The following is a 22,392-nucleotide window of genomic DNA, read 5'->3' on the forward strand; positions in this document are numbered from 1 at the left end:
CGCCCATTGCTTCTTTCCTGTTGCTTCTCCATCCAAGACGCTATTAAGCGTTGTTTGGAATTTGGCTTACTTTAATCAGGTTGGTAGAACCGGAACGACCCAAAGGTACACCTGCTGTGATCACAACCAGGTCTCCTTCTTTAACAAGTCCGGATTTTACGCCGCCTTCAATTGCATTTTCGAACAAAGCATCCGTGGAATCAACCAGTCTTCCTTTGACAGGAGTTACACCCCAAGCCAGAGCCAAACGACGGGAAGTTCTGTCTTCCGTTGTCACAGCGATGATTGGAGATTCTGGACGATACTTGGAAATCATGCGTGCAGTATGTCCTGATTCAGTCGAAGTAATGATCGCTTTTGCGTTCAAATCTTGAGCTTGAAGAGCAACCGATTGGCTGATTGCTTCTGTAACTGTTGTTTGTTGAGCAACACGTTGTTTCAGGTACAACTCTTGGTAAGGCAGAGCAGATTCTGCTTTTTCAGCAATACGGGACATGGTCAGAACAGATTCAACTGGGTATTTACCCGCAGCTGTCTCACCGGACAACATGATTGCGTCCGTACCGTCGAAGATCGCATTCGCCACGTCACTTGCTTCCGCACGTGTTGGACGCGGGTTACGCTGCATGGAATCCAGCATTTGTGTAGCTGTGATAACCGGTTTACCTGCAACGTTACATTTTTGGATCATGCGTTTTTGTACCAATGGTACTTCTTCCGCAGGAATCTCAACACCCAGGTCTCCACGAGCAACCATCAGGCCGTCAGACACTTCAAGGATTTCGTCGAGGTTATCGACACCTTGTTGGTTTTCGATTTTGGAGATGATTTGAATATGTCCAGCATTGTGTTTTTCAAGCAATTCACGAATCTCAAGTACGTCACTTGCTTTACGTACAAAAGAAGCCGCGATGAAATCGACACCTTGTTCGATACCAAATACGATATCGTTAGCGTCTTTTTCGGTGATACCCGGCAGAGAAATGGCAACGCCCGGAACGTTAACACCTTTTTTGCTTTTGATCGATCCGCCGTTAACGATACGGCATTTGATCTCGGTGCCTTGCACTTCCACCACAGTCAGTCCGATCAGACCGTCGTCGATCAGAATTGTAGATCCCGGTTCAACATCATTCGGAAGATCTGTATACGTAATGGAAAGACGTTCTTTGGTGCCCAGAATTTCTTCTGTTGTCAAAGTGATGTACTCGTCTTGAACCAATTCGATCGGTTCAACTTCGAGTTTACCTGTCCGAATTTCCGGTCCTTTGGTGTCCAGCAGGATCGCTACTGTTTTGTTCAACTCTTCGCATGCTTGGCGAATCGCAATGATCCGTCCGCCGTGCTCATCGAAATCACCGTGGGAGAAGTTCAGACGGGCCACATTCATACCGGCCATAATCAATTTTTTGGTGTTCTCCAGAGATTCACTGGATGGACCAATGGTACATACAATTTTCGTTTTGCGCATTTTGGGTTTCCTCCGATTTTAAAGGTATTACTCTTTATCTATTTTTCTTTTTCCAACTATTAAATTTACTATACTTTTACTCATTTGTATAGGAAATTCGTCACATTATTCAGCATTTCCCGACAAATTACTCGCTACATCGACTTCTACAAGCTCTTGAGGAGCTTCAATGGATGCTTGAGGTTCAAACGTGACCGATCCAATTTTACGGAATTTCTCATAACGATCTTGCTTCAGCTGATCCCCGCTCCAACCCTTCATCTCGTCGAGATGACGGACCAAAGCTTCACTGATGAAAGCAGCAGACGCTTCATAATCCCGATGAGCACCGCCGCGTGGCTCAGGGACGATCTCTTCAATGACTTCCATCTCCAGCAGATCTTTGGCTGTTATTTTCATCGCTTCAGCCGCCTGATCTGCCTTGGATGCATCCTTCCAGAGAATCGAAGCAGCGCCGTTCGGAGAGATTGCCGAATAGATCGCATGTTCCAGCATCAACACACGATTACCCACAGCCATAGCGAGGGCACCGCCGCTTCCACCTTCGCCGATGACCACAACAATAACAGGAACCGATAGCTTCGCCATTTCCATCAGGTTGCGAGCAATCGCTTCCGATTGACCTCTCTCTTCTGCAGTATTACCCGGATACGCCCCTTTAGTATCAATAAACGTAATAATAGGACGGCCAAATTTGTTCGCTTGTTTCATCAGACGAAGTCCTTTTCGGAAACCTTCTGGATGAGCGCTGCCGAAAAAGCGGGCGATATTATCCTTCGTGTCTTTCCCCCGCTGTTGTCCGATTACCGTTACTGTCTTTCCATTCAACTTGGCAAGTCCCCCAACAACCGCAAGATCGTCTCCGAACATGCGGTCACCATGCAGCTCAATGAAGTCTGTAAAGATCAGCTGGATCAGGTCCAGCGCTGTTGGGCGCTGCTGATGACGCGCCAGATGCATCTTCTGAGCTGCTGTTATGCCAGTGTAGATCTCTTCTTCAAGTCTATGGTAACGTTCTTCCAGGCGGGCAATCTCGTCCGTGAAGTCGATGCCTTTTTCCTGTCCAAACTGTACGAGTTCATCAATCTTTTTGCGCATCTCAACCAGAGGCGCTTCATATGGCAACTCACCCGCCATTTAGACCCCTCCTTTTTCACTATGCATATCCAAAAGCTTGCCAAGAGTGGCCCGAAGTTCTTTCCGGTGCACAACCATGTCCAACTGACCATGCTGCATATTAAATTCAGCCGTCTGGAAATCATCAGGTAACTTCTGACGGATCGTCTGTTCGATAACGATTCTGCCGGCAAAACCAAATACAGCGCCAGGTTCGGCAATATTAATATCGCCCAGACTCGCAAAACTTGCCGAGACTCCACCTGTCGTTGGGTCCGTAATGACCGAAATGTACAGCCCGCCCTGTTCATCCAAACGGGATAAAGCTGCGCTTGTTTTGGCCATTTGCATGAGGCTGAGAATACTCTCCTGCATCCGGGCACCACCTGATGTGGAGAAAATAATCATTGGCAAGCGCTTCTCTGTTGCATGCTCAATGGCACGGGTAATTTTCTCCCCTACAACAGAACCCATGCTGCCTGTGAAGAAATCAAAGCTCATGACAGCCACAACTACAGGCAGGCCCTCAATGGTTCCTTCCCCTGTAATTACCGCTTCCTTAAGGCCCGATTTCAGACGTTGTTGCTCCAATTTGTTGCTATATCCAGGAAAGCCAAGTGGATCAACCGATATCATATCAGCGTCAAACTCAACAAATCCTTGATCATCAAGTACCATAGCAATGCGTTCCATAGCGTTAAGACGCATATGGTAACCGCAGGCAGGACATACTTTCAGATTTTTCTCCAATTCCTTGCTATATTGAATGGTGCCGCATTTGCTGCACTTGTTCATAAGCCCTTCAGGTATTTCACGTTTTGGGCGTTCTAGGACTTCCTGGCCTTCGCCGGGAAGTGCACGCTCGGAAGGTATGGTAGCGTACTTCCGTTTCTTCTGGAATATATCTTTGAACACAACTACACCTCTCCAGCCGTTGATTTGATGGCCGCAACCTGCAGAGCGCTGCTTGTGGCAGCTTCATCCGCGTGCTACGGTAAACCGCTTACGACCCACACGCTGCCATGGGCCTTGTCCAGCATTCACAACAAAAAAATCCGCCGGTACAGGGCAAGGATCAGCGGCTTCTGTCAGCACGATTGATGTTACCTGCAAAACCGAAAGATTGTTGCGCCGATGTTTGAATCTATCTTGGTAGGGTCTCCGGGAGCAACCAGATCGGTCCTTGTCCTAACAAAAAAAGAAGGAAGGACAGCAGCATACAATACATGCAAGTCGATTCCTCTCTCCGCTTACGCGATTAGTCCCTTATGTACCGATGGTACTTCTTCATCTGCCAAGGCACGTCGATGTCGAACGAATCAGGAATGCAGAATGGAATTCAGCACTTCCTGAACCTCTTCCAATTCCCCAGAAGGGACGCGAATCTCAAATTGCTGCTTGGATAAACTGATGGGACGGGTCTGTACCAGAAAACCTTCTTCCGAAAGCTTGGTCTTGATCTTGTCCGCAACCTTTGCTGTCGGCGCAATGTAAATCACCGTCCACATGCCTTGTCCGCCCCCTAAGCTAATGTTCAGAGCCCGTATATTGGACTAATGATAACATACCTCACTTTTTTTCTGCAAGAAAGGGTTCGGGACCTTTGGGGAGAATTCGGGATCATGAGGGACGTTTGTCCCCCACGAATAACTCATATGGTTGACGAAATCTTCTTGTTGATACCCATCGATAAGCAGCATCAAGCCTATCAGGGCAGCCTTGGCCGCCCTTGATGACTTCATACGGGCCATTGGAGTGACAACAGCATATAAGCATGGAAATACAGGGGGTTACAGGTCTGAGGGGTATTTTTTGGCTTTAATATTTTTGTGTGCAATCCGGGCAGATGCGGCAGCCGCCACCCCTGCGACCAGATCATCCAAAAAGACATGAATGGCTGTTGTGTGTTCGTTCAAATCATGAATTACACCTATTTTTTCTTTATCCAGATAACCAAAGCTGGTTAAACCGATCATACCATACACATGAGTAATGCCGAGGGCCAGAGTCTCGTCCACTCCATACAGGGATTCATCCGCTTCCATAATAGCCTGTAACGGTTGGGGCAAGAGTTTTTTCTCCGCAAGTTCGTCGAGAGCAATACCGGTATAGAGCGTATATTGCACCTCTCGTTTCTGTAGAACGGATTTCACGCTGGTTACACAGTCGTCCAAGGTCAGTTCGGGGTGGTACCCTTTTTGCAGACGGTATACGATTGCTGCGATTGCATCAATCCGTACACCCCGCCGGGCCAGCATGGCTTCTACGATTTCATATGACATATCTCGACCTCCCGCATCAATCCCCCGAGGACCGCTAGGTCCTTCGGTGTTCTCAAGTGTATGCAGCAACCTGTTAAAATGTTCATAAAATGTGCGGATGGTTGAGACCAATTACACCATGGACATGTTGCTGGATTGTACATTCATGCTCCGGCCCTAACAAGTCTGAATTCGTTTGTTTAAACCCTGTCGTCAGGGAACCGCGCTAAAATAATCACAAAAAAACCTGTTCAGCATTTAGCCAAACAGGTTTCATAATATGGATAAGTGCTATCACTTACGGGACAGCCTCTTATTTAATTTTGACCGTGCCTTCACCCAGCATTTTCTCCATATCGGAGAACAAGGTTGGTGATGGCTTAATCCGGTAGGCATCACTCAGCGCAAGCAACTTCTGCTGCTGCTCATAGAAGAGCACTGTCGCCACAGGTCCGGGATGCTCCTGAAGCAGCTGCTTCAAACGTGCCAGAAGCTCAGGTTTCTCCGCATGCGGGGCAATCTTCACGAACACCCGCTGCTCCACGGCCCGCGGTTCGCGGCTCTGCGCCGGGCTGCCAGCCGCCTCAGCGGCACCGCCAGGCCGGGAAGCCGCCGCCGTGGCTGCGCCCGTACCCGCCGCATCGCTGCGCGTCGCTGCCGAGCCTTGGCTCCCGCTGCTACGCGCACCGGAAGCATCCCCGCCTGCGCTGCTGCGCTGCGCTTCAGCTCCTGCGCCCGCTGGCCGCCGCGGCGAAGCCGCCTGCGCCGGGCGCGAAGAGCTGCCGCTGCCGGGCTTGCCGCGCCGGTCACGGCTGCGCAGCTGCTGCTCCAGTGCCGCCGGTGACAACGGCACCACTTCCTCAGCCAGCAGCTTAAACCCTTCGTCCTGCTGCTGCACTTTGGCACGCACGACGAGCAGTTCACCTTTCCCGACATGTTGCTGGCTACGCCGCCATACCTCGGGAAAGAGAACCACTTCACAGCGTTCAATCTGGTCTTCCAGCTCCATGAACGCCATAGCCTTGCCCTGTTTCGTCGTAATCGACTTCACAGACACAACCATACCCGCGGCGACGGTCATCGTGTCATCAGCCGCCTCGGTCAGCTCCATGATCCGGTCAGCCCCACTCGATTCCAGCACATCTTCATAGTCATCCAGCGGATGCCCGGAGAGATACAAGCCTAACAACTCACGCTCCAGCTCCAGTTGCTGCCCTGAGGAATAAGGAGGAATTTCCGGGTATTCAATCTCCCAGTTTGGCGTCTCAACAAAGTCGAACAATTGAATCTGTAGATCCTCGCGTTCCTTGCGCCATTTCAACGCCGCCTCAACAGTCTCATCCAGCATCGCCAGCAATTGGGCCCGATGTCCAGGTAATGTGTCAAAAGCTCCAGCCTGGATCAGCGATTCAATCACACGTTTGTTGCATACACGCAGATCCACACGACGACAAAAATCGAGCAAACTGTCGAACGGTCTCTCCTGTCTTACGATCATAATGCTTTCCATTGCTTGGGTACCGACATTTTTCACAGCGGCCAGACCAAATCGTATTGCACCCGTTAATTTTTCCTTATCTTCATCCGCATTTGCATTAGACACTGCATCGTTTTTCTCCACAGAGGACAGTTCACCTTGCTCCGTGTGCGAAGAAGACGCTTCTTTCCCCTGGTCATTACCATTTTCCGTTGAAGCAGCCGTCACCAATCCCGGTTCCTTCCGGTTGTCGGATGCCTCAGGCATCGATGTCGCTGCTTGCCACTCATATCGGCCATTGTCCTCTTCCGGTTCAGGACCAGGATCATCCGGCAGAGGTGCTTCACCATATTCAGCTTGTCCCGAATCCCCATCTTGCTCATGAACGCGATCTTCCCTGAAGGAACTCCCGTTACCGTTCGCGGCATGTTCTTCGGCCGGGCTTCCGGCGTCACTCTCTGCATCTGCTCCCGCATTCTGCTGCGATACCTTGCTCTGATCCCCAGTTCCTGCGCGGCCGGACGGCACAAATACAGGTGTAAACAGAATACCGCTCTCATTCACATCCGGAGGAAGCACCTCCATATCCATACGCCGACATTCCACCACGTACTCAGCCACTTTCCGATGACTGCCCATAACGGCTGTTAACATGGATGCCATAAAATGAACCGGATAATGCGCCTTCAGATACGCCGTCTGGAATGCAAGCACACCGTATGCCGCGGCATGAGCACGCGGGAAGCCATAGTTGGCAAACTTGACGATCATATCGTAGACCAGGTCTGCCTCTTCCTCGCTATACCCTTGTTTCAGACTGCCTTGTACAAAGTGTCCACGCTCCAGATCCAGCACTTCCCGTTTCTTCTTGGAGACCGCTCTGCGGAGCAAATCTGCCTCACCCAGCGAGAAACCCGCCATCCGGGAGGCAATCTGCATGATTTGTTCCTGATACACGATGATCCCGTACGTATCTTTCAGGATAGGCTCCAGATCCACATGAGGGTAATCCACTTCAATCTGTCCATGCTTGCCCTGAATGTATTTGGATATGAACTCCATCGGACCCGGACGGTACAAAGCAAGTACAGAGATTACATCTTCAAAACTACTTGGCTTCATCTCTTTCAGCACACGACGTACTCCGGCAGATTCCAGTTGGAATATGCCCATCGTGTCCCCTCGCCCAAGCATCTCGTACGTTAACGCATCATCATCGGGAATAAGACGGAAATCCGGAATTTCTCCATGTTCCCCAATCCAGCGTACACACCGCTCAATAATTGAGAGGGTACGCAAACCAAGAAAGTCCATCTTAAGCAGCCCAATAGACTCCAGGTTTTCCATGGAATACTGGGTTAACGCTGTTCCTTCACTGCCCTCCTGAAGTGGCACCGCATCGGTCAGCGGGTCACGGGAGATGACCACTCCCGCCGCATGTGTTGAAGCATGACGTGGCATACCTTCGACCTTCATTGCCATATCCAGCAGTTCACGCGTTTTGGGTTTGGTTTCATACAGCGCCTTCAGCTCAGGTGTAGCTTCCATGGCTCGCTCGATGTTAATGCCGAGCTGTGCTGGAATCAGCTTTGCAGCCTTGTCCACTTCGCCATAAGGCACATTCAGTGCCCGTCCAACATCACGTACGGCTGCACGGGCAGCCATCGTTCCAAACGTAATAATCTGGGCAACATGGGCTTTGCCATATTTATGCGCGACATAATCAATGACCTCATCCCGCCGCTCATCGCTGAAGTCAATATCTATATCCGGCATGGATATCCGCTCGGGATTCAGGAATCGTTCGAAGAGCAGATTATATTTCATCGGGTCAACATCGGTAATATGCAACGTGTACGCTACCAGACTACCTGCCGAGGAGCCCCGGCCCGGTCCAGTAACAATGCCTTGTTTATGCGCATAGGCGATAAAATCCCAAACAATCAGGAAATAATCCGAGAATCCCATGCTGTCGATTATACCCAGCTCATACGCCAATCGTTGTTCGAGTTCAGATCGAAGCTCCGCGTCTGTCCAACGTGTGGACTGCTTGTAACGCTCCTCCATTCCTTCTTCGCACAGCTGACGCAGATACGCCGAAGGACTGAGTCCATCGGGAAGCGGTCTGTATTCCGGCAAAATCGATTTGCCGAATTCCAGCTTCAACTCACAGGAATCCGCAATGCGGACGGTGTTCGCCAGAGCTTCCGGTACATGCGGAAACAAACGAGCCATCTCTTCTTCACTTTTCAGATAGAGCTGATTCGTTCCAATTCGGAGCCGATTCTCATCATCCACGGTCTTGCCGGTTCCAATACAGATCAATACGTCCTGAAGCTCCGCGTCCTCTTCCGACAGGTAATGCGCATCATTGGTCGCTACAAGTGGAATCTCAAGCTCAGCCGCCAGTTTGATCAACTGCGGATTCACCCTTTTTTGCTCGGAAAGCCCATGATCCTGAAGTTCCAGATAGAAGTCGGCACCAAAGATGTGTTTGTAGCGTAACGCCGCACGTCTTGCCTCTTCTTCTCTCCCATGCAGCAGATGCTGTGGTACTTCACCACCCAGACACGCACTTAGACAGATAATGCCTTCGTGATGGGCAGCCAGACTTTCCATATCTACACGGGGTTTGTAATGAAAGCCCTCGAGATGTCCAATCGAGCACAATTTCATCAGATTACGGTAACCCGTCATGTTTTTGGCCAGCAAAATCAAATGATGAATCGGTTGATCCTTGCGGCTTCCCCGCTCTTTGCGGGACCCTGCTGTCATGTATGCCTCGCAACCTATAATCGGCTTGATGCCTCGCTCCATACATGCTTTATAAAAAGGAATTGCACCATACATCACGCCATGGTCGGTCAGCGCAAGTGTCGTCATTCCGAGATCTGCAGCCTTATTCACGAGATCCGGAATACGCGCAGCGCCGTCCAGCAAACTGTATTCGCTGTGAACGTGCAAATGCACAAAAGAACTCATGTTTTTTTCTTCCTTTCGCCGCAGATAGTCGCAGCATCGATCTTCTGATCCCACTGCTACCCTATCTATCTCATATATATGAATTAAATAAATAAAAAATGGAATCCCCATATTAGAATTTGTAACAACCTCTTAAAAGGAGACTTTATTATTCTATTTTATCATAACGTTCGGGGGCACGCCCATACAATAGAAGTACAAGCCGCTCCCCCTGTGACAGACCGAAGACAGGAGGTGTGCTGCTAGGTCTGAAAGGGGTGTTGCCAGTGAGCACATTTTTGTCCAAAGCCATTCTTGATTTCTTTATTGCGTTTGGAATCGTGCTGGGCGGCGCGATGATCGGAGGTATTGGAGCCGTGATCTCTCTTCAGCCTCCGACACAGACGATGCTCGATATTTCTGGGAAAATAAAGATATGGGCACTCGCAGCCGCTGTCGGCGGCACAATAGACCCCATGCGTGTCATCGAGAGCAATTTCTTAGATGGTAACTTGTCTCCGGCGGTCAAACAAATCCTGTATTTGATCTCTGCTTTTATGGGCGCGCATATGGGAACCGAGCTGGTGAAATGGGTGTGCGGCGGAGGCCGGAGCTAATATGAGACAGGAACAGCGTTCATGAGAGTTCCGCCATTTTCTCGTTACCGCCCGCTGATGCGAATGACCGCTGTGTTTGTTCTGGGAATGATCGCTGGATGTGTCGTCTACAACGGCGTATTTCACCTGAGTTACAATGCGTTGTGGCTGAACAATCAGGAGCTGCAGCTTCAGCTGCATCAGAATGAGGAGGATATCAAAACGCTGAAAAAATACAGTAAACGCCAAACCGTTATCAAGGAAATCAAGGTCCGTGCAGAAGAATCGGATAAGGGGCCAGACGAGGCTTCTCTGAAAGTGATGTTACAGAAGCTCGGAGACGAACTTGAGGTACTTCGGGGCAGAGATGTATTCAACATCGATGAGTATAGCAAAATGACGCGAATCATGCTGAATCAGAAAGTGTACTCGGTCAGGGAAAAGGAGTACACCGTTCAGGTCAAAACGATGCTGGTTATGGAAGGCGTACTGCAAGTTTGGGTACAGATTCGCATGCACGTTCCTGCGTAACACAAGGATAATAGCAAAAAACTGCCCTTGTCTGCATCTCTGCATGGTACAATAAGGGCAGTAAATGCTTTCCAGAAAAGGAGCTGCGTCTTTGTGTTCATTGATGTACTCAAATATGCTCTAATCGCCATCTTTGCTGTTGCCATGGTTTTTGCAGCGTTGAACAGTATTCGTTCACACAGAAGCTCGGATGCTGCCAGCGCCGGTCTGTACCGTTCGTGGACAAATATCTGGATGGGTGGCATGCTTGTTGTTCTTGCCCTGATCCTGATGTTTGTATTCACGGGTTCCACTTTATCTGTAATTGTGGAAGCGCTATTTCTAATTATGGGTGCGTATAATGTATTTGCCGGAATACGTAATCGCAGTTATTATGCACGGCTTCAACAACGGTCCAATAATGGATCAGGTAAAACCTCTGGACAATCTGCATAATTCGTTGAAGTGTTATTGTTGTGTCTGCAAAAAGAGAGTACTTCCCTTCATTAAGCGAAGCCAGAACCGCGCGACAGCGCAACCCGGCAGAGCTTCTCGATCAGGGAGTACTCTCTTTGTATATGCCCGAGGCAACGTACCCTATTAGGCATGGTCAATCGACTGCAATGTCATTACCGCTTTGCATACCACACTGCCTTCACGGGTAACCACAATGTCCATTTTGCACGTTCGACGGCTGGTTTCCAGAATTAACGGTCGAACCAGGATCTGATCCTCAATCTGTACCGGTCGAACAAAATAAGTCGTTACATTATCCAGCACATGGTCGTTCCCTGTAACATCCCACGCTGCCCGCCGGCCAGCCTGGGTCATCACATTCAACAGAACACCTTCGGAAATCGTACCCAGATCCGTTGCCATCTGGGGTATGATGAATCCGTGAAATAACAATTCGTTCTGTTCACCACGCTCCTCGGCAAACCCGTTCCAGATCAGATGATCAAACGTCTCTCCCAGTTGTGGCTGCTTCTGTGCATCCCGCATCGCCTGAAGCACTTCCTTGCGTGTGACGGACGCAATCAGTTTGCGATTCCGATCCACAATGGGCAGAAAATCGATGCCTTCCCAGGTCATAATCTGGGCAGCAGAAGCAAGAGATGTCTGCAATGAGGCCGTAATCGGGCGGCGTATCACGCATTTCTCAATACTTTGATCTTCTTTCAGCTCACTGACATCCTTCAGACTCACAATCCCGATGACCCGGTTCCATTCATCCACCACCGGGAAGCGATGTTCGCCCGTCTCCGATACCAACATATGAAAATCTGCAGCTGAACTGGTGACTTTCAACACCTGCAAACGAGGTTTCTGACCAATGATATCCTCAACAAGCATAATTTTTTTCTTAATCAGCCGGTCGAAGATCGCACGGTTAATCATCGAAGCCACCGTGAATGTATCATGTCTGGATGAAATAATCGGTAGCCCAAGCTCGTCAGCCATAATTCTTACTTCACGACTTGTCCCAAAACCACCCGTAATCAACACGCCCGCTCCCTGTTCGAGGGCAAGCGAGTGAGCATCTTCACGGTTACCCACAATCAGCAGACTCCCAGCGTCAATATAACGGGCCATTGCCTGTTCTTTCATCGCGCCAATCACATACTTATGCAGCGGTTTGGCAAGACCTTCGTTACCCCCCAGCACATGACCCTCCACAATGGTCACAACATCAGCAAAGGTCAACTGTTCCGACATGCCCCGAGGTCTCTTCTCGATCCGCACCGTTCCAATTCGTTCCTTGGTCACGACCAGCCCGAAGTTCTCCGCCTCTTTCACCGCACGATACGCTGTCCCTTCACTTACACCCAGCTCCCGCGCAAGTCCACGTACTGATATTTTGCTGCCAACCTTCAGTTGTTCAATATGTTGAAGTAACTGTTCATGCTTCGTTACGTTCTCTTCCTGTCCGTCCAACTGTACCACCCCCGAAGATGCATCTGTACTATACTGTATCTATTATAACACGGCTTTAGGAAAATAACCCCACCCCTACCCCATTCTCATTGGCAAGTTCGCCATCTGAATTTAATTATCCGATTAACCTCTAATTCGGTATGAACCAAAAAAGACCGGGCCCCTTGTGTCAAGGGATTCCGGTCTTCCATGTTGGATCTCATACTGTACCTTATACAGATTCGCTCCGCTCCTGCTTGTCCAGAAGTTTCATCTCCCACTGCCGCAGCTTCGCCCGGCGAACGGCTTCCAGTGCACGCTTCTTCTCTTCATCCACACCGAGAATAAAATGCAGATGTGCACCAACGATTAATAAGGAGAACAGCACCCATACGATGCCAAAAATATTAACCCAGTCCATTCCTCCAGCAAAGGAAATCCGCGGCAGTGCAATGACCAGCATCGACAACGCAATAAGCAGATAGATCACATGTTTTGCTTTTTTCAACCTCTTCACCATTCACAGCTCCTTCGTTCTTGATCGACTCTATATGTCTAGTCTATGAACGATAAGGAGCTAATATGAAAGGTTCAGGTAAAAAAACAAGACAACCTTTTAGTACGTGTTCAAAAAGATCAGTTTTCAGTACCGAGAAAATGGAATGAAGCTAGAAATGGAGTAGCGGAGCGTAGGACAACTACGTGAGCAACGGACATTTCGGCTGAATTTCATATTCGATGCTGATGATGCCGCTAGGCATCCTTCGTAATCAAAAGTGGACTTTTTGAACTACCTTTTTACGCTTCAGCGCCACCGTACAGATGACCCAGGCTATCAGCAATAATTTTATTCACGTCTTCAATGATAACACTGAGGCGACGCTCCGCATCAAACAAACGACGGATGTTCAGATTCAAACTCAGTACTTCAAACAGTTTCTCCATTTTCTCCATCTCATCCGGAGCTGGCATATCCCCGCTCATCATACGTTGTTGCAATTCCATTTGTTGATCACGGAAGTTATCCAGCATTGCTTTTGCATCCGGATCAGCTTCAATCAGCTTCATCGCGGAAGTAATCTCTTCCACCTCGCTGCTTTCTCTCAGTGCTTTGGCCAAATCATTGGCTTTGTCATAAATGTTCACTATTATTCCTCCTCAGATTGGTTTGTTCATCCGTGTTAATACACGCTTTTCTCTCCTGCCAAACAAGGGCGATCTGAAACAGGCCATCAATAACCTGCCTTGAAATCAAATGCATTTAATCCATATGGGTCAATCACCAAGGGTTATATGTCCTCATATGATGAAGCACATGCCATGTTCAGATGCCGTTCAACTTCGAGATCAGACATCAAGTTGCCGCCCGGAAGGAGATCCGTGATGTCCACTAAAAAAGTAACGATTCAGGTTACCGGCTCGGGCATCCTGCAGGACGACGTCATCATGCTGGGCGAAGGGGTGCTTAAGGCGCTTAAAATCCCTTCAGGAAGGCCGCTTCAGCTGCAATTTGGCTCTTTCCGCCGCGAAGTCACTGTTATTCCGGTACCAAGGTATGACGGGCTGCGCATCAATCAGACAGTTGCCAGCAAGACCGGTCTCGTTCCACGTTCGGTCCTGAGGGTATCCTATCGTTCAGCCAGCCGTACGCTTCGCCTTGGACCCTACATCAGTGTACTGGTTAGCCAGGATTATCCCGATCAGCCCGATCGGCCCTTTGGCTCCATCACGATGTTCTGTCAAGAACTGGTGAACGCCTGCCGTAAGCAAGGCGCCTATGTATCCTTTTTCACACCGGAGGATATTGGAGCGGTAACGGGTTATATGAAAGGCTGGGTGTATGATGACGGCTGGAAAAAGACTGTTCTGCCTGTAGCAGACGTCGTCAATAACCGGCTAACGTCCCGCAAGCTTGAGAACAAACCTAGCGTACAGCATTTTATGAAAGAAGTAAAATCGCTCTACGGCACGCAAACCTTCAATGAAAAGTTTCTGGACAAAAACGAAGTGTTTGACGCACTCAAGTCCATTTCAACGCTTAAACGAGTTCTTCCCGAGTCTCATTTGCTCAAGACGTCCGCCATGCTCAAGACGATGTGCAACCGACATCCGGTTGTATTTCTGAAGCCCGTACGCGGTTCTTTGGGCAAAGGGATCATCCGGGTCTCACGTCAGACTGACGGAAGCTTCCTGACTCTGGCGACTGGTGTCGGGGGTACCCGGAAACAAACGTATACTTCTCTGGATAAACTGTATGCCAGTATGTCGGGGAAAATGAAAACAACGCGTTATCAGATCCAACAAGGGCTGACTCTCATTGACAACAGTGGCAGACCCGTGGATTTCCGTGCGCTCGTGCAAAAGAACCGTACAGGTAAATGGAGTGTAACCTCCATCGTCGCCCGGATAGCGGGCGGGAGTCACTACGTATCCAATCTGGCACGGGGTGGAAGTCTCAGCACCGTCAAGGATGCTGTTGCCAAAACTCAGTTGTCTGGATCAGCCAAAGCTTCCGCGTATGCAGGATTGCACACCGCAGCACTGGATATCGCAAAAGGGATCGAGAGTGCCATCCCTGCTCATTTTGGTGAACTTGGTATTGATCTGGCTCTGGACACCACTGGGCGCGTATGGCTGCTCGAAGTCAACTCCAAACCTTCCAAGAATGATAATACACCACTGAGTGAGAGCAAGATCCGCCCTTCCGTCAAAGCCATGCTTGAATACTCTACGTACCTGGCGGGTTTTTGAAAAGTTATTCCCTATTGGAAACAAATCTGATAGAGGAGAGGTGCAGCGTAATGTTTCCATCATCTCAGACCAAGACACTGGCCATTCTGGTACGTGCAACCGAAGGCTCACCTCCCTTTACAGATGAACTTTTCTGCCGTCGTCTCAGTTTGGGGAGCATGCGATACGCCCTTCAGATTATTGTGATCCCGATATCGAATGATGCAGTCCATCTCCCTCTTCAACGGGGATATGTCTATCATCAAGGGAAATGGAATTCGGTACCTGTTCCTGCAGTCGACCTCATTATGGATCGTTGTCTTCGCCCTATCTCCAGGTACGTCAGACAACAGCTTAAGGAATGGATACCAACCAACGGCACAGATCAACACCGTTATTGGTCTGCTTCCCTTCCAGGAAAATGGGAGGTACATCGTGTGTTGTCCCGAAATCCTGAATTGAGATCTCAACTTGCTCCCACAACCCGGATAGGATCGCATATTCCTTGGCAAACATGGCTGGACCGTTGGCCCAAAGGACTGTTCTTCAAACCGGTATCCGGGACTCATGGCAAAAATACCTTTCGCCTGTCTCGGGGAGCGACTCCATCAACATGGATCGTGGAGGGGCGTAACGAGGACAATGAACCCTTTTTTCTTACATTCAACCATACCCAGGCTGTATCTTCCTGGCTAGCATTACATCAGGCTGAGCGTAAGATGATCGTGCAGCCATATCTGGAGCTTAGCCATCATGGAAGAGCATTCGACATACGGGCTCTAATGCAAAAGAATGGGCAAGGTCGCTGGACGCTTACCGGATGTATGGTACGGGAAGGACCCGAAGGTTCACTCACGTCCAATCTTCACGGTGGGGGTAAAGCTTATCCTGCCCACGCATATCTGCTCCAGCGATATGGAACGACACGCACAGAAACTCTGCTGAAGAGCATCCGGCAGACTGCTACTCTTATCCCCACCCTGCTGGAGAGCCGTTTCGGCAGGTTAGCCGAATTGGGGCTTGATTTCGGAGCAGATGCAGAGGGCCAACTCTGGCTAATTGAAGTCAACTCCAAACCAGGCCGCACCTCATTCGCAGAAGCGGGCGACCGACGCATGCATACCCTGACTTATACCCGGCCGCTTGCCTATGCCCGTTATCTGTTGCAACAACATGTTCTCACGGACGTCTTTCGTCCAATGAAATTGCCGAATACATCCAGCAAAGCTGGCCTGAAACCCATCCCGATTCACGGCGGCTGAGGGCCGCAGCGCCCGCTTGCCATGGAGCCCAAGGATCTTTTCAGGATAGGAGGATAAATCATGAGTTTGACCTTTTGCAATCTGCATTTCACCAAGCAACCGGATAAAGTGGTTTATGTATCCAACGCTTTAATGAAGAGCCTCAACCTGTCCGGCAAAAAAACGGTGCACCTTCGCTTCGGGCGTGACCGGGTACCTGCAACGATCAAACCAATCAAAAAAGCAGGTAAACATCTGTATCTCGCTTCAGGTATCCGTAATATGATGAACGTTCCCAAACGGGGCAGTATTTATCTCCGGAATTTGCAAAATGATGAGGTCCAGTTAGGTCCACTGATCGGCGTACTCTCTGATGGGCCTGCGACGAGCACGAATCCATTCGGTTCCCGTACTGGTTTCATCAAACAGTTACTCCGTGAAGGCAGCCGAAAATCTTATATTTATGCCTTTACTCCCCGGGATATCAATTGGCAGAATGAGACGGTATCCGGTTTTTTTCTGAATGAAAACGGAAGCTTCACCCGTAGAACGGTACCTCTGCCCGATGTCGTCTACAACCGGTTACCCAGCCGTCGTTCAGATTTCTCACCAGCCATCAACCAACTGCGGGAACGATTTGTTCGCAGAAAAATTCCGTTCTTCAACTGGAGCTTCTTCAACAAATCGGATATCTATACGTTGCTGGAGAACGAGCCGGCAGCAGGACGGTATATCCCGGAATCCATTACCAATCCGTCCGTTGAACAGATGAAGGAAATGTTGGAACGCCATCAGTTCGTTTACTATAAGCCTACTGCAGGAAGTCTGGGGAACGGGATCTACCGCCTGACTTATTCGCCGAAACGCGGATATTTCGCACGTTATCGCAAAAAAGGCGGTAATGCACTCCTGCGTTTTGGTTCCTTCAACAGTCTGATGCGCATGCTTCAGGGTAGACATGGCAAACAGCTACGAGGATATGTAGTTCAGCAGGGAATACGTTTAATTGAGATTGATGAATGTCCAATTGATTTCCGTTTTCACATGCACAAAAACGGTAACAATCAATGGGTTGTTGTCGGGATTGGAGCCAAAAAGGCAGGACGTGGCAGCGTCACAACACACATCAAAAATGGCGGCTCCCTAATGACTCCTGAGCAGGCGCTCAGTCGCAACTTCGGCGATCGTGCGGGAGAAGTTCTTCAGCAGGCCAAATCCGTCGCTATTACACTGGCCCAGGCGATTGAAACCCAGCACCAGCATCTGATTGGTGAGATTGGCTTTGATCTGGGCATTGATCAGGAGGAACATGTATGGATGTTCGAAGCGAACGCCAAACCCGGGCGCTCCATTTTCCGTCACCCTTCACTCCGGGTGGAGGGCAAATCGTCGGTGGAGCACATCTTGGAACACTGCCTGTATTTGAGCAAGTTCCGGAAGAAGGAAGAGATTTGATGACCCTCCATGATGATTTTAAACCTGTCATTGCTGTTTTGACCATGCATGATAAACAGCGCATGTTCAGGGGAAATCATCAAAATTTTCAGGATATCTTACAGACAGGCGAGAGCATGGGATACGTGGTGTACATTGTAACTGTACGGGATCTGAACGTGAGTGGTCCCACCGTGAAAGGATATACGTACAACAAGGGGAGTGGAAAGTGGGTTTCACAACCTTTCCCCCTTCCCCATGTTCTGTACAATCGTATTCCCAACCGGGAAGACGAAGGAAAACCTTCCGTTCAGCGCAAAATTGACGAATGCATGCAATCAGGAATCGAACTGTATAACCCATTCTTTTTTAACAAATGGGATCTGTTCGAATGGCTTAAGAAGTCCAAATCGACTCAGCAACTGATCCCTTACACTCGGCGGATGCGAAGTGCTTCTTCTCTGGGTGCCGTTCTACGGGCGTATCCCTATCTGTACCTTAAGCCCGAGAGCGGCAAAGCTGGCAAAGGAATCATGATGCTTAAATTCCAGGAAAAAGAACGGCTTCCTTATCGACTCAAAATACAAACCACACGTAGAAGCACGACCTATAAAGCAGCTACACTTGCCAAGTTATGGGCACGAATTCGCAAAGAAACCGGACATACGCCCTATATCATGCAACAAGGCATTGAACTGGCATCCTCTCGTAAACGCCCCTTCGATTTGCGTGTTCTTGTACAAAAGAACACCAAGGGCCAATGGAGCGTAACGGGTGTAGGAGCGAGACTTGCTGGCTCCCGCAGCATTACAACTCATGTGCCACGCGGCGGGAGCGTAGAAGACCCTGAGAAGCTTCTGACCGATCTTTTTGGCGAAGAAATGTCTACAACCCTTATGAAACGTGTGAAATCCACTTCATTAATGATCGCAAGACAGGTAGAACGGGGATCAGGTTACACGCTCGGAGAAATGTCCATGGATCTGGGCATTGATGACCTGGGGGAACTCTGGTTCTTCGAAGCCAATGCAAAGCCCATGAAGTTTGATGAACCACAGATCAGACGGCGGTCATTGGAACGTATATTTCACTACAGCGCTTATCTTGCCCGTCAGTCCAAACGATGATAGACAGGAATACTGCAAAAAGAAGGTGATTGTTTGTGTCCTCACCTGTTCTGGGCATTATGACGTTGTACTTAAATGAACATCGCGCTCTTGAAGAACGAAGCGTTTATCGCAGAATGATTCTTGAAGGGCGCAAGCGGGGACTCGATATCTATGTATTCACACCAGCCGACGTACACCCCGGCGGCAAACAAATTGAAGCCATGGTTTTTCATGAGGGAAAAGGCTGGTCCAGGGAGTGGCGATCATTCCCGGACCTGATCTTTGATCGTTGCCGGATTCAGCGTAACCGAAGGTTCCAGCAATTGCTTGCCTTTCGTGAGAAATATGGGCATCTGCTCTTTCTGAACAGGCCACTGCGCAATAAATGGACCATCCACCAGACCCTTTTACAAAAAGCCAATTTTCGTGAACACCTGCCGGAAACCGCTCTATTTCAGGATATGTCCGATGTAAACCGGATGCTCAAAGTTTCTTCTCTGGTCTACCTCAAACCCATTAATGGAACAGGCGGACGTGGTATACTGCGCATTGAACGCAGCAGTAGCGAAGCGAATACGGTGCTTGTTCAGGGGCGGGATCAGAAGCGTCGTATCATCACTCCCCGTAAAGTTCATTTATCACGACTTGGCGCTTTGCTCCAGCACTGGAACATGAAAGACAAGTATCTTGTACAAAAGGGCATTCAACTTCAGCTTCCGAATGGACGTGTGCATGATTATCGCATGCTCGTTCAGAAAAACGGTGAAGGACAATGGGAGCTTACTGGATGTGCTGGACGCATGGGTGCAGAAAAAAGCGTGACCTCCAATCTGCATGGCGGCGGTCAGGCAATAGCGATGAACCGACTCATGAAGCAATGGATCGAAGATGACGACCTCCGGGCAGAAATTAACACAACTGCAGAGACGTTTGGTATTGATGTTGCTTCGTTTCTGGAAGATACGTATGGTGACCTGTGTGAGCTGGCACTGGATTTGGCGATTGACAGAAGCGGACGTATCTACCTGCTTGAAGTTAATCCCAAACCTGCGCGTGAAGTATTCGCTCGCATCGGGGAGCGGGATATCTATTATAAAGCCATCACTCAACCGCTGGAGTACGCCTTATGGGTATATCGCAACAAACCTCCCGGAATGTCCAAAAAGTCAGCCATTCCCAAGCCCGTTTCGCAAAAATCCGCCAGAGTAAAAAGAAAAAGGAAAGTCAAGTGAATGGATTAGAAAAAGCAGGAGTCTATGTTCGCCAAGTGCGAGCATAGACTCCTGCTTCACTGTTTTTTTATTTCTGTTCTTTCGTCCATTGCAGCGTGTCGTTGTCAATCACAATATACCCTTTTTCCTCACCTTGCACATAAGATAATGTCAATCTCATCAGGTCAGGTTCTAGTTGGCATGTGGTAATACGTGTAACCTGGTCTGTGTGATCCGCGGGCAGGCACAACGTCAGAATTCCCACTTTACCTGAGAAATCAGCCTTGCCTTGGATGACCGATGTTTCCGACTTGGAACCATACACCTCAGATACCCAGCCGGGCTGCTCCGTCAACTCGAAGGCTCCCTTCCCAATGCCTGCCGTAACCCATTGCATCGTAAGCGTTATGGAAGATGCCTCATAGCTCATATCCGCCGTCATTTCTCCAGCTTTATTCATTCCCAGTGTAATATCCGCTTGCGGATGAAGGTGAAAACGTTGCTCCAGCGTATGCTCTGCATCTGCCTCCAGCCAATCTACAATTAATAATATAGGAATTTCGGCCCCTGCCAGCATCCACCGACGATGTGTAACTGGATCTGGCAAATGCGTATATCCATCCTGTGAAGCATCAATGAAGTGATAGCTGTCATTGCTCTCCCAACGTAGCGTTGTGGCCTGAGCCTCCGGCTCACCCCATTGCTGTGTGGAGAGATAAGGTGTCTGATCCAGACCATCCACCGTGACGGTATTGTGCGCCCGTGTACTTTTGAAATACCTCCGCCATTCCCCTTCTTCATACGTGTAACGTCCGGTGTCCGTGAAGAAAAGCTGGTTCTTCCACATCCACTCCACATTCAGCGCATCCGCATGTCCGTGTGCTCCGCCCATGGAAGCTGCATCAAAAAAAAGATATTGATACTTGTCCCTCATGACATAATATCCTGTCTGCGGAAAGGCTCGGCTCGACAACGCCGGAGAAGAAGCAGCCTGTAGTCGGAGGCATCGCTCATATTTCTCCACACCCAGCAACCAGAGACACTCTGAGCTATCTGTTCCGCGAGCCATCAAATCATCATCGTCCAGGATCGCTCCAAGCAAGGTCAGTCGTTGTCGTCCATCACCAACCCAATCCGAATCACCAATACCGGTAGACTGATGATCTGGTCGAATCAGCGCCTCAGTAAATGCAGCCATATGGCGCAGACAGCGGGCATACCATGCCGAGAAAGGATGCCCTGAAATCTCGCCCAACCGATAAGGCGTGCCAAACATTTCGATGCTGGCATTGTGATAATGTGTTGTCAGTTCAACCTGTATCCCTTCTTCACCCAACTGATGCAGCAAACAAAGCTCAAGACGTTCCATCGCCACTTGACGCCAGTATGCACTTCGCGGGTGCTGGTGGTAGAACGTAGCAATCATGAACAAGCCTTGCATGTGCATAATGGCATGATTGATTTCCGTGCTGCCGAGATAACGGGTCAAAAACTCGGCGTGCTCGTCCAGACCTTGACGAAACTCCGCCTGAAAACCTTCGTCCAGCAGCGGACTCGCTTCCATATATTTATATGCCGATATCCAGGACTGCACGCGTAGTCCCGTCTCCAGCAGGCGCCATGGACCGGGTTTTTGAAAGAACACGGCCTCGTCGTAAACCACATTTACAGGTACAGGGTTCTGTTGCCTCCAACTGCGAAAATGGTCAATGAATGCTGTTACATATAGCGGATTGCCCTTCATCAGATATGCCTTTCCCAGATCGAGCATATGCCAGTGTCGATTGATGCCCCATGTGAACTCCAGATCATCGGTCGGATTGTGAAGCCAGTCCACGGGTGTCCCCATCGGAATCCAGCGATTCAGATCGTTGGTATAAGGAACGATAAATTCATTCAGGATGGCACGATTGGCAATCGTGAGCGAATTTCGGGCTTCTTCCGGAAAATGTTTTTCATAATATTGGGCAGCCCGTTGCAGATCCGTTGCCGAAAGGTAAAAATCGCTCATTGGGACGCCTCAAGAAAATCCTGACGGAACGGGGTAAACACATCCAGAATGACGGAGTCCTCCAGTGCCTTGACCCCATGCGGGACGTTAAAACCGGCATAAAAGCTGTCCCCTGCTTTTAAGATGCGAATTTCTTCACCGACCTGTACCTCAAAGCTGCCTTTGACGATATAGCTGACCTGCTCGTGCGCATCATGGGAGTGAACTTCTCCAATACCACCTTTAGCAAAGGTAACCTCCACCATCATTAATGTACCGCCCATACCCAAGATCTTCCGGGAACTCGTTTCGTTCACGATATGTGCATCGATCGACGCATGATTAATAATCATTTTGCTTTTCCCCTTTCC

20 protein-coding genes are annotated in these 22,392 nt (G+C 49.4%); 8 read left to right on the forward strand and 12 right to left on the reverse strand.

From position 1 onward, the window contains the following. Window positions 1–43 precede the first annotated feature (43 nt). From pyk to NSQ38_RS26355, 7 genes are all read right to left on the reverse strand, one after another. On the reverse strand, window positions 44–1,471 hold the full coding sequence (pyk, locus tag NSQ38_RS26325; RefSeq protein ID WP_017689492.1) for a pyruvate kinase: 1,428 nt from the start codon (window positions 1,469–1,471) through the stop codon (window positions 44–46). 105 nt (window positions 1,472–1,576) lie between these two features. Beyond that, on the reverse strand, window positions 1,577–2,608 hold the full coding sequence (locus tag NSQ38_RS26330) for an acetyl-CoA carboxylase carboxyltransferase subunit alpha (protein ID WP_315936561.1): 1,032 nt from the start codon (window positions 2,606–2,608) through the stop codon (window positions 1,577–1,579). Next, window positions 2,609–3,502 carry an acetyl-CoA carboxylase, carboxyltransferase subunit beta gene (gene accD, locus NSQ38_RS26335; protein WP_339240998.1) on the reverse strand — a complete coding sequence of 298 codons (894 nt, stop codon included), beginning with the start codon at window positions 3,500–3,502 and terminating at the stop codon, window positions 2,609–2,611. Between the two features lie 63 nt (window positions 3,503–3,565). Beyond that, window positions 3,566–3,700, reverse strand: coding sequence for a hypothetical protein (locus NSQ38_RS26340; protein ID WP_268801799.1), 135 nt, complete (start codon window positions 3,698–3,700; stop codon window positions 3,566–3,568). Between the two features lie 206 nt (window positions 3,701–3,906). Continuing rightward, the gene (locus NSQ38_RS26345) at window positions 3,907–4,095 is read right to left on the reverse strand and encodes a hypothetical protein (RefSeq protein ID WP_017689496.1); all 189 of its coding nucleotides are present in this window, start codon (window positions 4,093–4,095) and stop codon (window positions 3,907–3,909) included. Between the two features lie 282 nt (window positions 4,096–4,377). Then, window positions 4,378–4,869 (reverse strand): phosphatidylglycerophosphatase A, encoded by a 492-nt coding sequence (locus tag NSQ38_RS26350; RefSeq protein ID WP_036609851.1) that lies wholly within the window; start codon window positions 4,867–4,869, stop codon window positions 4,378–4,380. A gap of 292 nt (window positions 4,870–5,161) precedes the next feature. Then, complete coding sequence (locus tag NSQ38_RS26355; protein WP_339784854.1) at window positions 5,162–9,307, reverse strand: DNA polymerase III subunit alpha; 4,146 nt, start codon at window positions 9,305–9,307, stop codon at window positions 5,162–5,164. Window positions 9,308–9,573: 266 nt separating this feature from the next. Between NSQ38_RS26355 and NSQ38_RS26360 the strand changes: the two genes are divergently transcribed. From NSQ38_RS26360 to NSQ38_RS26370, 3 genes are all read left to right on the forward strand, one after another. Continuing rightward, on the forward strand, window positions 9,574–9,903 hold the full coding sequence (locus NSQ38_RS26360; RefSeq protein WP_026081169.1) for a YtrH family sporulation protein: 330 nt from the start codon (window positions 9,574–9,576) through the stop codon (window positions 9,901–9,903). 21 nt (window positions 9,904–9,924) lie between these two features. Beyond that, entirely contained in the window at window positions 9,925–10,413 is a 489-nt protein-coding gene (locus NSQ38_RS26365; RefSeq protein ID WP_036609856.1) for a hypothetical protein, read from the forward strand. Between the two features lie 93 nt (window positions 10,414–10,506). Continuing rightward, window positions 10,507–10,848, forward strand: a complete 342-nt coding sequence (locus NSQ38_RS26370) for a YtpI family protein (protein ID WP_338593339.1) — start codon at window positions 10,507–10,509, stop codon at window positions 10,846–10,848. Between the two features lie 144 nt (window positions 10,849–10,992). Here the strand turns inward: NSQ38_RS26370 and NSQ38_RS26375 are convergent, their stop codons facing one another. The 3 genes from NSQ38_RS26375 to NSQ38_RS26385 all read right to left on the reverse strand — a co-directional run bounded on the left by NSQ38_RS26375 (window position 10,993) and on the right by NSQ38_RS26385 (window position 13,452). Then, window positions 10,993–12,327, reverse strand: coding sequence for a DRTGG domain-containing protein (locus NSQ38_RS26375; protein ID WP_339784856.1), 1,335 nt, complete (start codon window positions 12,325–12,327; stop codon window positions 10,993–10,995). Between the two features lie 211 nt (window positions 12,328–12,538). Continuing rightward, window positions 12,539–12,823, reverse strand: coding sequence for a hypothetical protein (locus NSQ38_RS26380; protein ID WP_085981456.1), 285 nt, complete (start codon window positions 12,821–12,823; stop codon window positions 12,539–12,541). Window positions 12,824–13,104: 281 nt separating this feature from the next. Beyond that, complete coding sequence (locus NSQ38_RS26385; protein ID WP_036609862.1) at window positions 13,105–13,452, reverse strand: YlbF family regulator; 348 nt, start codon at window positions 13,450–13,452, stop codon at window positions 13,105–13,107. Window positions 13,453–13,689: 237 nt separating this feature from the next. On the opposite strand from NSQ38_RS26385, the gene NSQ38_RS26390 reads away from it, so the two are divergent. From NSQ38_RS26390 to NSQ38_RS26410, 5 genes are read left to right on the forward strand one after another with little or no spacing between them, the layout of a single operon-like run. After that, complete coding sequence (locus NSQ38_RS26390; protein ID WP_074094376.1) at window positions 13,690–15,057, forward strand: YheC/YheD family protein; 1,368 nt, start codon at window positions 13,690–13,692, stop codon at window positions 15,055–15,057. Window positions 15,058–15,107: 50 nt separating this feature from the next. Beyond that, window positions 15,108–16,298: a YheC/YheD family protein gene (locus tag NSQ38_RS26395; protein ID WP_339784858.1), complete on the forward strand. Its 1,191-nt coding sequence runs from the start codon at window positions 15,108–15,110 to the stop codon at window positions 16,296–16,298. A 60-nt stretch (window positions 16,299–16,358) separates the two neighbouring features. After that, window positions 16,359–17,732: a YheC/YheD family protein gene (locus tag NSQ38_RS26400; RefSeq protein ID WP_338593327.1), complete on the forward strand. Its 1,374-nt coding sequence runs from the start codon at window positions 16,359–16,361 to the stop codon at window positions 17,730–17,732. After that, on the forward strand, window positions 17,732–18,838 hold the full coding sequence (locus tag NSQ38_RS26405; RefSeq protein WP_338593324.1) for a YheC/YheD family protein: 1,107 nt from the start codon (window positions 17,732–17,734) through the stop codon (window positions 18,836–18,838). The genes NSQ38_RS26400 and NSQ38_RS26405 overlap by 1 nt, the downstream gene beginning before the upstream one ends. 35 nt (window positions 18,839–18,873) lie before the next feature. Continuing rightward, window positions 18,874–20,052 (forward strand): YheC/YheD family protein, encoded by a 1,179-nt coding sequence (locus tag NSQ38_RS26410; RefSeq protein WP_338593321.1) that lies wholly within the window; start codon window positions 18,874–18,876, stop codon window positions 20,050–20,052. Between the two features lie 67 nt (window positions 20,053–20,119). Here NSQ38_RS26410 and NSQ38_RS26415 read toward each other — a convergent pair whose 3' ends face one another. After that, a complete protein-coding gene (locus NSQ38_RS26415) occupies window positions 20,120–22,042 on the reverse strand; it encodes an alginate lyase family protein (RefSeq protein WP_339784860.1) in 1,923 nt (640 codons plus the stop codon). Continuing rightward, entirely contained in the window at window positions 22,039–22,374 is a 336-nt protein-coding gene (locus NSQ38_RS26420; protein WP_310334030.1) for a cupin domain-containing protein, read from the reverse strand. The genes NSQ38_RS26415 and NSQ38_RS26420 overlap by 4 nt, the downstream gene beginning before the upstream one ends. Window positions 22,375–22,392 lie beyond the last annotated feature (18 nt).

Source organism: Paenibacillus sp. FSL R7-0313 (assembly GCF_037969885.1).
GTDB lineage: Bacteria > Bacillota > Bacilli > Paenibacillales > Paenibacillaceae > Paenibacillus.

What these genes read in the sequence shown, in the direction of transcription:
- NSQ38_RS26405 (WP_338593324.1), top strand. Translation starts at nt 17,732, where the DNA reads ATGACCCTCCATGATGATTTTAAACCTGTCATTGCTGTTTTGACCATG.
- NSQ38_RS26350 (WP_036609851.1), bottom strand. Translation starts at nt 4,869, where the DNA reads ATGTCATATGAAATCGTAGAAGCCATGCTGGCCCGGCGGGGTGTACGG.
- pyk (WP_017689492.1), bottom strand. Translation starts at nt 1,471, where the DNA reads ATGCGCAAAACGAAAATTGTATGTACCATTGGTCCATCCAGTGAATCT.
- NSQ38_RS26345 (WP_017689496.1), bottom strand. Translation starts at nt 4,095, where the DNA reads ATGTGGACGGTGATTTACATTGCGCCGACAGCAAAGGTTGCGGACAAG.
- NSQ38_RS26395 (WP_339784858.1), top strand. Translation starts at nt 15,108, where the DNA reads ATGTTTCCATCATCTCAGACCAAGACACTGGCCATTCTGGTACGTGCA.
- NSQ38_RS26330 (WP_315936561.1), bottom strand. Translation starts at nt 2,608, where the DNA reads ATGGCGGGTGAGTTGCCATATGAAGCGCCTCTGGTTGAGATGCGCAAA.
- NSQ38_RS26420 (WP_310334030.1), bottom strand. Translation starts at nt 22,374, where the DNA reads ATGATTATTAATCATGCGTCGATCGATGCACATATCGTGAACGAAACG.
- NSQ38_RS26415 (WP_339784860.1), bottom strand. Translation starts at nt 22,042, where the DNA reads ATGAGCGATTTTTACCTTTCGGCAACGGATCTGCAACGGGCTGCCCAA.
- NSQ38_RS26355 (WP_339784854.1), bottom strand. Translation starts at nt 9,307, where the DNA reads ATGAGTTCTTTTGTGCATTTGCACGTTCACAGCGAATACAGTTTGCTG.
- NSQ38_RS26390 (WP_074094376.1), top strand. Translation starts at nt 13,690, where the DNA reads ATGTCCACTAAAAAAGTAACGATTCAGGTTACCGGCTCGGGCATCCTG.
- NSQ38_RS26365 (WP_036609856.1), top strand. Translation starts at nt 9,925, where the DNA reads ATGAGAGTTCCGCCATTTTCTCGTTACCGCCCGCTGATGCGAATGACC.
- NSQ38_RS26400 (WP_338593327.1), top strand. Translation starts at nt 16,359, where the DNA reads ATGAGTTTGACCTTTTGCAATCTGCATTTCACCAAGCAACCGGATAAA.